The 12,965-nt window shown below is 49.4% G+C and carries 11 protein-coding genes and 1 pseudogene; 3 read left to right on the forward strand and 9 right to left on the reverse strand.

The window, feature by feature from the left end; translation table 11 throughout:
- Nucleotides 1–4 precede the first annotated feature (4 nt).
- Nucleotides 5–691 carry a response regulator YycF gene (gene yycF, locus DNHGIG_RS07110; protein WP_282199018.1) on the reverse strand — a complete coding sequence of 229 codons (687 nt, stop codon included), beginning with the start codon at nucleotides 689–691 and terminating at the stop codon, nucleotides 5–7.
- A 131-nt stretch (nucleotides 692–822) separates the two neighbouring features.
- Between yycF and DNHGIG_RS07115 the strand changes: the two genes are divergently transcribed.
- Nucleotides 823–1,185: a hypothetical protein gene (locus DNHGIG_RS07115; protein WP_282199019.1), complete on the forward strand. Its 363-nt coding sequence runs from the start codon at nucleotides 823–825 to the stop codon at nucleotides 1,183–1,185.
- A gap of 30 nt (nucleotides 1,186–1,215) precedes the next feature.
- Here the strand turns inward: DNHGIG_RS07115 and DNHGIG_RS07120 are convergent, their stop codons facing one another.
- The 7 genes from DNHGIG_RS07120 to DNHGIG_RS07150 form a co-directional block, all read right to left on the reverse strand.
- Nucleotides 1,216–2,499, reverse strand: coding sequence for an adenylosuccinate synthase (locus DNHGIG_RS07120; RefSeq protein WP_282199020.1), 1,284 nt, complete (start codon nucleotides 2,497–2,499; stop codon nucleotides 1,216–1,218).
- A gap of 184 nt (nucleotides 2,500–2,683) precedes the next feature.
- Nucleotides 2,684–3,421 carry a hypothetical protein gene (locus tag DNHGIG_RS07125; protein WP_282199021.1) on the reverse strand — a complete coding sequence of 246 codons (738 nt, stop codon included), beginning with the start codon at nucleotides 3,419–3,421 and terminating at the stop codon, nucleotides 2,684–2,686.
- Nucleotides 3,418–4,755: a replicative DNA helicase gene (dnaB, locus tag DNHGIG_RS07130; RefSeq protein WP_282199022.1), complete on the reverse strand. Its 1,338-nt coding sequence runs from the start codon at nucleotides 4,753–4,755 to the stop codon at nucleotides 3,418–3,420. The genes DNHGIG_RS07125 and dnaB overlap by 4 nt, the downstream gene beginning before the upstream one ends.
- Nucleotides 4,756–4,781: 26 nt before the next feature.
- The gene (gene lonC, locus DNHGIG_RS07135) at nucleotides 4,782–6,725 is read right to left on the reverse strand and encodes a Lon family ATP-dependent protease (protein ID WP_282199023.1); all 1,944 of its coding nucleotides are present in this window, start codon (nucleotides 6,723–6,725) and stop codon (nucleotides 4,782–4,784) included.
- A gap of 3 nt (nucleotides 6,726–6,728) precedes the next feature.
- Nucleotides 6,729–7,172 carry a 50S ribosomal protein L9 gene (gene rplI, locus DNHGIG_RS07140; RefSeq protein ID WP_282199024.1) on the reverse strand — a complete coding sequence of 148 codons (444 nt, stop codon included), beginning with the start codon at nucleotides 7,170–7,172 and terminating at the stop codon, nucleotides 6,729–6,731.
- A 120-nt stretch (nucleotides 7,173–7,292) separates the two neighbouring features.
- On the reverse strand, nucleotides 7,293–7,607 hold the full coding sequence (locus tag DNHGIG_RS07145) for a MazG-like family protein (protein WP_282199025.1): 315 nt from the start codon (nucleotides 7,605–7,607) through the stop codon (nucleotides 7,293–7,295).
- Nucleotides 7,608–7,668: 61 nt separating this feature from the next.
- Nucleotides 7,669–8,574, reverse strand: coding sequence for a LysR family transcriptional regulator (locus DNHGIG_RS07150; protein ID WP_282199026.1), 906 nt, complete (start codon nucleotides 8,572–8,574; stop codon nucleotides 7,669–7,671).
- Nucleotides 8,575–8,775: 201 nt separating this feature from the next.
- Here DNHGIG_RS07150 and DNHGIG_RS07155 point away from each other — a divergent pair.
- Nucleotides 8,776–10,067 (forward strand): annotated as a pseudogene (locus tag DNHGIG_RS07155) (amino acid permease).
- Nucleotides 10,068–10,633: 566 nt separating this feature from the next.
- On the opposite strand, the gene DNHGIG_RS07160 reads toward DNHGIG_RS07155, so the two are convergent.
- Nucleotides 10,634–11,860, reverse strand: a complete 1,227-nt coding sequence (locus DNHGIG_RS07160) for an MFS transporter (protein ID WP_282199027.1) — start codon at nucleotides 11,858–11,860, stop codon at nucleotides 10,634–10,636.
- A 79-nt stretch (nucleotides 11,861–11,939) separates the two neighbouring features.
- On the opposite strand from DNHGIG_RS07160, the gene DNHGIG_RS07165 reads away from it, so the two are divergent.
- Nucleotides 11,940–12,809, forward strand: coding sequence for a LysR family transcriptional regulator (locus tag DNHGIG_RS07165; RefSeq protein WP_282199028.1), 870 nt, complete (start codon nucleotides 11,940–11,942; stop codon nucleotides 12,807–12,809).
- Nucleotides 12,810–12,965: the final 156 nt, after the last annotated feature.

A 12,965-nucleotide genomic window follows, 5' to 3' on the forward strand; every position in this document is an offset into this window, starting at 1 on the left:
ATCGTTACCTCCTCAGCGAGTAACCCACCCCGCGACGAGTGATGATATACTCCGGGTTGGACGGATCATCTTCAATCTTCTCTCGCAAGCGCCTGATCGTCACATCGACCGTTCGTACATCTCCGAAATAATCGTATCCCCAAACTTCTTGCAACAGGTGCTCCCTCGTCAGCACGGTTCCGCGGTGTTTCGCAAGATAGCTCAATAATTCGAATTCCCGGTGCGTGACTTCTACAAGAACGTTCCGCTTATACACTTCATATGTGGCTGTATCGATCACCAGATCTCCGACAATCCATCTCGGTTTCTGTTCCCTAACCTCCGTGGTGGCCGAGCGGCGGAGGTTCGCTTTCACCCGAGCGATCAATTCACGCGAAGAAAAAGGCTTCGTCACGTAATCATCCGCCCCGATCTCCAGCCCTAAGACTTTATCGATTTCCGAATCCCTGGCTGTCAACATGATCACCGGTACGCTGGAAAAAGTCCGAATCTCTTTGCATACTTCAAAGCCGTCTTTCTTTGGTAACATAATATCTAAAAGCATCAAGTCTGGCTGTTCCGTTCGCGCCATCTGTACCGCTTCCATGCCGTCATGAGCGACAACCACTTGGAAGCCCTCTTTTTCCAGAGAAAATTTCAGGATTTCCGCAATCGGCATCTCATCATCTACAACCAGTATCTTCGGAATCATCGTTTCACCTCGATCGAACATAATCTAGTTATTCTTTCTATTCTATTATACAAAATGCTATCTTGAGAAATTTATTTTTTGCTCATGCTTTTTCCCGCAAAAAAGCACACTAGAAGTAGGAGGTGGAAGTCATGGCAGAGCAGGCGATACTCGCCACATTCAAAAGCCCGGAAGACGCTGAACATGCGGCCAAGAAACTGAGATCCATCGGCATTGAAACGATACAAATCGACCGTGTATCCTCGTTTCCCGGAGAACCGACCGACGAGCTTGTCAATCCGCTCACGGGAAATATCCCTTCGTTAGGGCATATGACATTAGGTACCGATTTCGACGGACGGAACGCATCCGTCCTCGCAGCCGCCGACCCGGCGGCGAGCGGACAATCAGGGGAGCTTGTATCCGGTGAAGATATCCTGTTGACCGTGGTATGTGAGAAAGATCAAGTGGAGAAAGCCGTGAAGATCATAAAGGATGCAGGAGGAAATACGTAAGGCTGCCTCATTCGAGGCAGCCTCATTTAATTAATACAGAGAAGAGACAGGAACGGTTTGCTCGCGATTCGGTCCGACAGAGAAAATCGAAAGCTTTACACCCGTTACTTCCGTGATCTTCTCGATATATGCGCGCGTATTTGCCGGCAGTTCGTCATAAGAACGGACATTGGTGATATCTTCGGTCCACCCAGGCAATGTTTCATAAACCGGCTCACATGCGGACAACACTTTAAGACTGGTGGGGAACTCTTTGAGAATCTCGCCATTGTATTTGTAAGCCACGCAGATTTTTAACTCGGGCAGTCCTGTCAAAATGTCAAGGCGCGTTAACGCCATTCCGTCAAGTCCGGAAACGCGACGCGCATGGCGCACGACGAGCGCATCCAGCCAACCCACGCGCCGTGGCCGCCCCGTAGTCGTCCCATATTCATGACCCGCTTCACGAATCGTCTGGCCGATTTCATTCAAGAGTTCCGTGGGGAAAGGACCGTCACCGACACGCGTGCTGTAAGCTTTCACGACGCCGATCACTTTGTCGATTTTGGTCGGTCCGACACCCGATCCGATACAAACGCCGCCCGCAACCGGGTTGGATGAGGTTACATACGGATACGTCCCCTGATCGATATCCAGCATGGAAGCTTGTGCCCCTTCGAACAACACATCCTTGCCCGCATCGATCGCTTCATTCAAGACGACGGAGGTGTCTGTGACATATGGGCGGAGAACTTCCGCATATTCGAGATATTCATCAAGGATTTCTTGATATGAGAAACCTTCCATACCGTAGAACTTCTCCAGGATTTCATTTTTGTCCGCGAGATTGCGCTGGAGTTTTGCAGCGAATTCATCCCGATCGAGCAGATCGACCATACGAATGCCTATGCGTGCCGCCTTATCCATGTAGGCAGGACCGATTCCCTTCTTCGTCGTACCGATTTTTCCTTCACCTTTGCGCAATTCTTCCGCTTCATCCAAGCGAAGGTGATAAGGCATAACCAGATGAGCACGGTCGGAAATGCGAAGATTATTCGCGGAAATCCCGTTCTCTTGCAAGTATTTCAGTTCTTCCACTAATGCTTTGGGATTGACCACCATGCCGTTTCCGATCACACAGATTTTTTCTGGATAAAAAATTCCGGAGGGAATTAAATGCAATTTGAATACCTTGCCGCTGATCGATATGGTGTGACCTGCGTTATTCCCGCCTTGATAACGGGCAACGACATCCGCTTTCTCGGCGAGAAAATCGGTAATCTTCCCTTTTCCCTCGTCTCCCCATTGTGTGCCGACGACCACTACTGTTGCCATCCTCAAGACACCTCCATATATTTCATAAGTTCCCCCAAGCAGGGACACTTTTACTCGCACCTTGAAACTACAGATTGAGTGTAACAAGGGGGAGAGCTCCTGTCAATAAAAAACCGAACATTTCTTATTCCTAAAAAAATTTTGTTCGTATTTTAAATCATGATGACAAGAAAAAAGCGACTCCCTAACGAGAGCCGCGATAATACCTCCACACGACACGGCTGGGTGAATCCACGATGATGCGATACTCTCCTAATCGTTCATAAAACTCGCGCATTTCTCCCGCATTGGAAGGATTGCCGTATGAAGCAAGGTCAAAGAAAGGCGGCCCGAACCACCACGTTTTGTAAACCACATACCCATCCGCTCGGGCAGCGGCCATCGAATCGGTGAACGCGGATGGGATATCGTACACATATGCAAATTTCGCCCAAAATATGAATGCCAAAGCAAGCGGAACGGCGATCAGCACGAAGAGCGAACGCCGGAGAAAACGTGTCCAGGCCGAGCGTGTCGTTCTGCTTTCCCGTTCAGACCCTCTTTTCTTCGTGCGAGACGTTCTGCTTAAACTTCCCGTCGTCTTGACATCGACCGCAACCGAAACGGAAATCTCGTTGGCAGACGAGGCCATTTCCAGAAGCGCTTGCTTTTCTTCTTCCGTCAACAAGTCCTGTACAGTGACGGTAAGCAACGGGAGACCCGACGTTTGAACGGACTCGTCTGACAACTCCCTACTGAGGGAATCTTTCTGTTCAGGCCGCCGCCGTACCGATGTCTCTGTTCCGGCGGTTTTCACTTCTTTCTTCCAAATCCATTTCCACCATCGCCTGTTTCGCTTGCGTCCGTGTGTTTCCTTGCGAGAAGGCAAGGGCATCCCGGGCTTCCAGACCATCAGGCGCTCTTCTTGAACATCTTTGCTCATGCCGGTGTCCTCTCCAGGGAAACGAACTTATTAAAGTTCTTCAAAAATACCAGTTCCACTTTGCCTGTTGGGCCATTCCTCTGTTTAGCGATAATAATCTCGACGATATTTTTCTTTTCCGATTCCGGATCATAGTAATCATCGCGATAAAGAAAAGCGACGATGTCCGCATCCTGTTCGATAGACCCCGACTCACGCAGGTCTGACATCAACGGGCGTTTGTCCTGCCTTTGTTCGACTGAACGGGATAATTGCGATAACGCGATCACAGGCACGTTAAGTTCACGGGCGATCATCTTGAGCGTCCGTGAAATCTCGGAGACTTCTTGCTGACGGTTATCCCCTTTTCCGCGCCCTTGAATCACTTGCAAAAAGTCCATCAAGATCAACCCCAACCCGTGTTCCGCCTGCAATCTTCTACATTTGGAACGGATCTCGCTCACCGTAACGTTTGGTGTATCGTCGATGAAAATCGGAGTTTCCGACAAGGTTGCGATCGCCATCGTCAATTTGGGCCAATCATCCTCTTCGAGGAAACCGGTGCGCATCCGCCCTGCATCCAGATTCGCCTCCGCACAAATGATCCGTTGCACCAACTGCTCTTTCGACATCTCCAGAGAGAAAATCGCAACAGGATAGCCTGCCTTGGCGACATTTTGCGCCACGTTCAAGGCAAACGCGGTTTTCCCGACGGACGGGCGGGCAGCCACGATGATAAAATCGGATTTCTGCCACCCGCTGGTCATTTTATCGAGATCGGGATACCCCGAAGGAATGCCGCTGACACCGCCCCGGTTGTTGTAAAGATATTCAATGCGCTCGAACGTGGTCATGAGAATATCGCGGATGGGGGTGAATCCGCGAGTGGTCGTCTTTTCTTGTGCGATTTCAAATATGCGCCGTTCTGCATCATCGATCAATTCGCTCACGGTTGAACTGCCATCGTACCCGCTGGAAGCGATTTGTGTCGCCACGCGAATCAAACGGCGCAAGACCGCTTTCTCATGAACGATGTTCGCATAGTAATCGACGTTTGCGGAAGTCGGAACCGCATTGGCGAGTGTCGCCAAATAGGAAACACCGCCGATCTCTTCAAGCTGATTGTTGTCTTGCAAATAGGCGGTTACGGTCACCAGATCCACCGGCTCTCCCTGGTCGCCAATGGCACACATCGCCGAAAAGATCCGCTGATGGCTCGTACGATAAAAATCTTCCGGCTGCAGAACCTCCGTAACGGTTGTCAATACATCCGGGTCGATAAGAATGGCCCCTAGTACCGCCTGCTCTGCTTCTATATTTTGGGGTGGTACGCGCTCAATCAATGCTTCTTCCATCTGACCGCCCCCTCTGCCATTCCCATTCAGCTTGCCTGTACCATGCTTTCCCCAAATACAATCTGTAAGACTTCTTCGATCTCCTTGACAGCGAAGACTTCCAAGCCCGATGTATCGGCTGGGACATCCCGTTTGTTCTCAAAAGGAACGAGTACATGCGTCATGCCCGCCTGGCGTGCAGCAAAGATTTTCTCAAAGACGCCGCCCACAGGTTTGATTTTCCCTTGAATGGAAATCTCTCCAGTGACCGCCAGATTGTGCGGGATCGGTTTACCAGTGATCGCGGAATAAATGGCGAGGAAGATCGCCACGCCCGCCGACGGCCCATCGATGCGGCCGCCGCCCACCGCGTTCACATGGATGTCATAATCGGATAGTTCAACTCCAGAGACGAGCTTCAATACGGCCGCCGCATTGAACACGGAATCTTTCGCCATCGAACCGGCCGTATCATTGAATCGCAATCGCCCTTTTCCTTTTTCCGTTGCGTGAAAAGCGACCGCTTCAATCTCGATCACGGAACCTATAAAACCGCTCACTCCGAGTCCGTTCACGCGCCCCACTTCGAACCGGACAGACGGCTCCTGCGGCACATACGGATGCAAGCGACTCGCACGAATCACCTCTTCGAGATCTTTTACACCAACTACGATCCGGTCTTCACCCCGTTCTTCTTTCAGGCGATACAATGCCAAACTGTGCGCATCTGCAAGGAGGTTGACCGCCTTTCGCCCTTCGATCGTGTATTGGGCAATCAACTTTGCGACCCCGTCTTCGAGTTGGACATGCAGCCTTTCCGCTGCACCTTGGACGATTTTCTCCACCTGTGCAGGCACGAGCGGTTCGAAGAAGATTTCGGTGCAACGGGAGCGCAAAGCAGGATTGATCTCATGGGGAGCACGCGTGGTTGCTCCGATCAAAATAAAATCTGCCGGCGCTCCCTCTTCGAACAGCTTGCGAATATATTTGGGGACATTCGGATCATCCGGATCATAATAAGGCGAATCGAAATAGACCCGCTTGTCCTCTAACACTTTCAAGAGCTTGTTTTGCAGAATGGGATCCATTTCCCCAATTTCATCAATGAAAAGAATGCCGCCATGCGCCTCGGTCACGAGCCCCAGTTTCGGTTCTGGAATGGCCGTGTCGGCTAGATCCCTCCGCGCACCCTGATATATGGGATCATGCACGGAACCGAGCAAAGGGTTGGTGATATCGCGGGGATCCCAGCGGAGCGTTGTTCCGTCAACTTCCACAAAAGGGGCGTCTTCGGAGAAGGGCGATCCCGAATGTTTGGCAGCCTCCCGCAATGCGATTCGTGCCGCCGTCGTTTTTCCGACTCCGGGCGGGCCGTAGATCAGAATATGCTGCGGATATGGAGAGCAAAGCTTCGATAACAAAGCGCGGAGCGCCTGTTCCTGTCCAACGATCTCGCGGATCTCTTTCGGACGCATCAATTCATACGTAGTCTTGGCGAGTTTGGTCTGCTCCAGCTTCTCCAGTTGCGCATATTTTTTCAAGGTCTGTGCGTTTTCCGGCCCGTTCGATTCTTTTAATACCTGCGAACGGATTTCCTGAATATATTCTTCATGACGTTCCTGCACCCGTTCGTTCACGCGTTTCTCAAGCTGCTCCTCCACCGTTTTGCGGGCGAGAAGATCTGCGATCGCCTCTTCGATCTCATTGAGTATCTCGGGTATCTTGTCTGCCTTGGGTTTTTCTTCAAGTGTCGGGTTTTCAAAAACGATGCGCTGAAGTGCAAGCACCCGATCCTCTATATGTGACGATCGCATCAACGTTAACGCATCCAAACGGCCGGCGCGAAGAACCAGCTTATCCGCTCCGTATAACGAACTAAGCACTCCGAATAAGGCGGTTACCTGCCGGCGTACAGCCTCTTCATTCGCCAGTTTTTCATGCAGTTTGCTGTTCGGAATGATCATGAGCTTCTGCAGTAACTTTTTTAACATGACCTACTCCGCCTTTACGTGCACACGCAATTCCGCCGTCACTTCCGGATGCAATTTCACAGGAACAATTGTGGTTCCGAGCGCTTTAATCGGTTCATCCAGTTGAATTTTGCGCTTGTCGACCTGAAGATTCATTTTCGAGAGGGCTTCGGCGATCTGCTTCGCCGTCACTGAACCGAACACACGGCCTCCTTCTCCCGCTTTCGTAGAAATGGTGACAACCGTCTCGGCGAGAACTTTGGCCAAACGTTTCGCATCTTCCAATTGTTGTGCAGCTCGTTTCTTTTCATGTTCCGCTTGTGCTTTCAATTTATTTAGATTGGCCGGTGTCGCTTCAACAGCCAATTTTTTCTTAAACAGAAAGTTCACCGCGTATCCTTCGGAGACTTCTTTGATTTCTCCTTTTTTGCCTTGACCTTTCACATCTTCAAGAAAAATAACTTTCATGTCAAACCCTCCCCAACATCACGTCAACACGATTCCAGAAATCGTGCCATCTATCCATACTAACAGTTATACCATGTACGAAACGAGAAGACTTCAAGGAAATAGGTCCAAACCTTGCATTCATCGCCTGTTTTGGAAGTGTTCTTCAAGCTGCGATAGCTCTCCGTACCATTCTTCCAACTGATGGCCGGTCTCTTTGCTCTGCGCGAGCTTTTCCAATATTCGACGGTCCAATTGCGCGAAGCTGATGCCAATCCGTTGGGCCAAAAGGTAAGCGGATATGACGATATTCGCCAAACACTCCGACAGCAGCGACTCGCTCCCTCTCACAAAACCGCGAAAAAGACCGGACACATTGTCGAGAATCTCCAGTTTCAACCATTCAATCAGCTTTATATTTTTCGCAATATCCATATCCTGCTGGATGTCACGCATACAATGCCCCCTCACTTATCTCCTACCTATTCCACATCAACGGGCAAAATCCTGCAGTATTTTATGACTTTGCTTGCCTCCAGGTTTCCGCATGTCGGCGGACGAGAGCGATAAATTCTCGCAAAGCGGGAGACATCCATTTTCCTTTGTGATAGATCATCTGGGTGGCGATCTCGTACGTACTGTCATCCCAAGCCAATGCGGCAATCTTCCCGTCACGCAATTCATCCGCCACAGTGATCAAAGGAAGAAAGGAAATCCCGAGCCCGCACATCACACAATTCTTGATCGCTTCTATATTCCAAAACTCGAGACTGGTCACCGGATGAACCCCGTTCTGCTTTAAATGCTGTTCAAAGAGATCGCGATAACTGCATCCCTGTTCCGTATGCAGGATCGTTTCCTCTTTCAAATCATTGGGTTCGACTCTAGCTCTTCGCGTTAATGGATGATCCGGCGGACCAATGAGCGTCATCTTCTCGATCACCAATGTCTCCTTATGCAGATCCGGCGAAGGAGACTCCGGTTCAAGGAGAAAGGCAACATCGATTTGTCCGTTGCGAATCTGGTTCGGTAATTCCCAGCACAATCCGGGCTTTAACACAATTTTCACTTGGGGAAAAAGCTTCCTGTATTCTCGTATGACTTGCGGCAAACGGTAAGCCGCCAATGACTCGGGAGCCCCGATCGTCAATACTCCAGTAGGGTGTGTATAGGCATGCACCTCTTCGATAGCCGTTTGATGCAATTTCATCATCTCCCGGGCGTAAGGCAGAAGTCGTTGTCCCGCTTCGGTCATTACAATTTTTTTACCGAGTCGATCAAATAGCGGCGTGCCGAGCTCCTCTTCAAGCGCCTGAATCTGTGCGGTTACACTGGACTGCGCATACCCGAGTATCTCGGCGGCACGCGTAAACCCGCACACTTCGGCGACCACCATGAACGTGTTGAGTTGTCGCAACTCCATAAACCATAACCCCCACTGTCATTCGATGACTCGCTTGTTTCGAAACGGATGCTTTCGGATGGAAAAAACACCGCTCGCAAACATATCTTCCATCGAAAAAAGCGATTATTTTTATCGAAATCATTCATTTCCTTAATACATTATAGCTCTGATAAGATGAACGCAGTGAAAGCAAATTTTTGACGAATGGGGTTTTTACAGATGGAAAAACGTACACATTTGCATGCGTCGATCGGATTACCTCAAGCGATCGCTCTCTATATCGGGGCCGTTCTCGGTTCCGGTGTCTTGCTTGTCCCCGGTCTCGCTGCAGAAATCGCCGGTCCGGCTTCCTTGCTGGCATGGGGATTGATGGCCGTCTTTGTTTTGCCGATGGCTCTGTCGATGGGATTACTGGCTGCCAAGTTCCCCCATTCGGGCGGTGTATCCCATTTTGTGACAAAAGCATTTGGGGCCAAAGCGGGAACGTGTGTCGGCTGGTTCTTTCTCATGTCTGTGCCCATTGGTGCTCCCGTTGCCGCATTGACGGGTGCCGGTTATTTATGTGCAGCCATGGGATGGGGAAGAACGTACAGTTGGGGATCGCCATTGTCATTGTCGTTATCGGGTTGGTCACCAATCTCGTCGGCATGAAAATCGCTGGACAAATCCAGATCGCCGTCGTCGCCTCGATCATCGCGGTCTTGGTCACGGCGGTCGCCGGGGCCGTTCCTCACATGAAAACGGCCAATTTCACCCCTTTCCTCCCTCATGGATGGATCAGTGTAGGGCAGGCTGCCGCGATTCTTTATTGGTGCTTTATCGGTTGGGAGGCCGTTTCCCATATGTCCGAAGAGTTCGTCGATCCGGAACGGGAAGCGATCCGTGGAGTCACGATCGCGTCCATCATTGTCAGTGCGCTCTATTTTCTGACCGCACTGGCGACGGTGGGAACGCACAGTTACGGAAAAGCGACATCCAGCGCCTCTCTCGTCCTTGTCATCGAACGAATTTTCGGCACGGGCGGTGCTCTTATCGCTGGAATGACCGGTGTGTTTATCTGTACAGCGACCATCATCGCCTATATCGGTGCCGCTTCTCGTCTCGCCTGCTCGTTGGCGCGAAGCGGGAACGCTCCAAGAACGCTTGCCGTCCTCTCCGCGAAATACCGTACTCCCCTTGGCGGGATCGCTTTTTTAGGCATTTGTTTCGAGATCGTCTTTACACTATACGGCAGTGGATTCATCTCTTTGACCACATTGATTCAACTTCCAAATGCTACGTTTATTCTTACATATCTCGCCGGATGTGCGGCAGGAATCCGTCTCTTGAAGGGACATCCTTGGGGCGTATGGATCAGTTGGCTTTCCTTTTTATTGACCGCCGCCATCTTTCCTTTTGTAGGCTGGGCGGTCTTCTACCCGCTCTTGATCGTGGCATGCCTCATTCTTGCAAATATGGGAATCAAGAAAAAACGAGGGATCGTTGGAAATGAAAGCCCATTCGGCCAATAGAGTAAGAATCTTTGGCCGGGTGTAACACTTTGCGTGAAACAGCGACTTTGAAAACGAGTGCTTGGGTGGATGTATCGCTTTGCGCTTGGGTTCGGAGAAGGTCGTCTTTGAGGTATATGCTTTGCGCTCATGCTCCGTGAAGGTCGTCTCGCATGGAATATTATTCAAATGTTGCGAGACGACCTTCAAAGTCGCTATTACGCGCAAAGCATATACCCCTTTACGAGAGCAATAGGAAGCGGAACGACCTTCAACTCACCTCTGCGCTGCAAAGCGATACATCCACCCAAAAGCCACTCTGTTGTATTTGGCAGCTTTAAATCTCTCATCCTGTACAAGAATTTTTTCATTTTCTGATGGCGTCGCCGCTTGCGGCATGGGGGACTACTTTGAAGGTCGTTTCGACTCCTTTGGAACGTTAAATGGGCATATGCTTAGCGTGTATCAGCGACCTTCACGGAGCATGAGCGCAAAGCATATACCCAGCAAGACGACCTCCACGAAGAATGAACGCATCGCATATATTTCGTACAAACAATGATATCGTTTGGCGGCACTATCTTTGTTTAGGAAGTACGGCGGCCAAGGAGACATGCCGCGATGATCAAAAGCACGTCTAAAGAAACCCACGCGATCCGATATGAATGCCAATCGACGACGAGACCGAATAAAACCGGTGCAAGAACAATCGCAAATTGATTGAGTGTTAAGGCGTAACTGACGGTCAACCCCTCCGCGCCTGGAGATGCGTGTTCCGTCACAGCTAAAAGAAATGAACTGAACCAGCCGATACCGAAGAACCCCAGCCAGGCACAAAGGAACATGAAGAACCATATAGGGGTTCCGGGAGGTATGAAAACGAGAACGGTTACCGCTAAAATGGAAGCCCAAATGGATGCTTGCAACGAGTAACGATAATGACTTCCCCAGAATGTATCGCATATCCAAGCGAGGATCACGCGCCCCGCCATGCCAAACAATAATGCCACCGAAAGTGCTTGCCCCGCTCTCAAAACAGATAGATGCAGTTGGTTTATACAATAAGGCATCAGGTGACCGACAAGAATCATTTGAAGGGAGACCAGAATGACTCCTGTTATGAAAAGGGGCAGGAGTTGTTTGTTCTTCATGATCATGAACAACTTTTCTTTAAATGAATAGGGTTTCCTCTTCTGTTTTGACAATTTTTTCGGGGGATCACGGTACATCAACAGAAAGAGAAGGCCTCCCAAAATGGAGAGAATCGCTTGAACATATACAGCTCTTTGCCATCCGAAGTGCAGAGATATATAAGGAATGAGAGCTCCCGCCAACGCACCTCCTATAGGAATACCCGCTTGTCGTATTCCCATGGCTAATCCTCTTTCCTGTTTTTCGAACCAAGTGATGACAACTTTACTTCCTCCAGGCTGGGCTGTTCCATACCAGATTCCGACCGCTCCTAATAGAAAGAGAATCCCTATATAATTCTGTATAAAAGGGATCGAAAAGGCTGTGAATCCGAGAAAAATCGAGCCGAGGCCGATCAACAGGCGTTCGCCGTATTGGTCAAGAGCTTTCCCCACCAACAACATGGAGAGAATGGGACCAATTTGAACCGAAGAAAGTAACAGACCCACTTCTGTAGAAGTTAAACCCGCTTCACTTTGCCAGATTGCAGACAACGGACTGATTCCATATGTCACGAAAGTGGCGGACGCTTGTGCCCAGGTCGCTATGGCTAAAATGATCCATCGGTATGATGGAATTGACGCTTTCTTATTGGAATCGAAAACTTTCAGACGCACTTTCACTTGAATCTCCTTCTCTTTTCTCTTAATTCTCGATTCGTACGCGAGTCATAAACGATGATTCAAAAAAGGGGATTTCCATATGGATATCAATGACCTTCGTATCTTTTACGCGGTTGCTAAACATTTAAGCATGACAAAAGCAGCTGAAGAACTGAATTATGTGCAATCGAACGTGACCAACCGCATCCATATGTTAGAAAAAGAAATTCAAGCCCCTTTGTTTTACCGTCACAATCGTGGTGTGACATTAACATCGGTAGGAGCAACATTGCTCTCTTACACCGAAAAAATCTTATATCTCTTAGATGAGGCACATAAGGCGGTCATGAATTCTGCTGATCCCTGTGGTCCTTTATCGATCGGGGCATCGGAAACCACATTGGCTGTACGACTCCCCAGGGTTTTGAACGATTATCTTCAAGCCTATCCAAAGGTAGATGTATCGGTAATGACCGGAACCACGGATGAACTCATTGATCGAGTGCTTACTTATCAAATCGATGGCGCTTTTGTTGTCGGGCCTGTTGAACACCCTGCTATCTTACAAAAAGAGATTCTGAAAGAAGACCTGGTTCTCATTCAATCTTCGCAACTTCAACAGACTTGCGAAACGAATCTGAGCCAAAAACCGATGATCGTCTTCGCTCGAGGTTGCACGTACAGGGCCCTCTTGGAACAGTATTTACGTCACTTGGGAATCCGCCCCAAAAGAATTATGGAATTTACCACGATTGAAGGCATTCTTAGTTGCGTAAAATCGGGGCTCGGGGTTTCTATCGTAGCGAAATCCCTTGTGAAAGGTCTTGAAAACGACTTGACGATTCATCCCATGCCTGCCCCATACTCGTGTGCGACAACAGTTTTTATCCGGCGTCATGATTCTTACGAGAGCCCGGCATTGAAAGCATTTCTTGAACTCGTGGATCGACATTTTCATTCTTCCAATTAATCAAAAGGAGACATTCCCCTCCTCTGCATTAATTACTTTCTGAAAAACATGGTAATCGATCAGAAACTTTTTTAAAATTTATTGAAACTGATGCCCGGTATCATTACGAATGAACCCGTGATACTGCAAGAGAACCCACGCATCAAGGATAGAAAA

Source organism: Collibacillus ludicampi (assembly GCF_023705585.1).
Taxonomy (GTDB): domain Bacteria; phylum Bacillota; class Bacilli; order Tumebacillales; family BOQE01; genus Collibacillus; species Collibacillus ludicampi.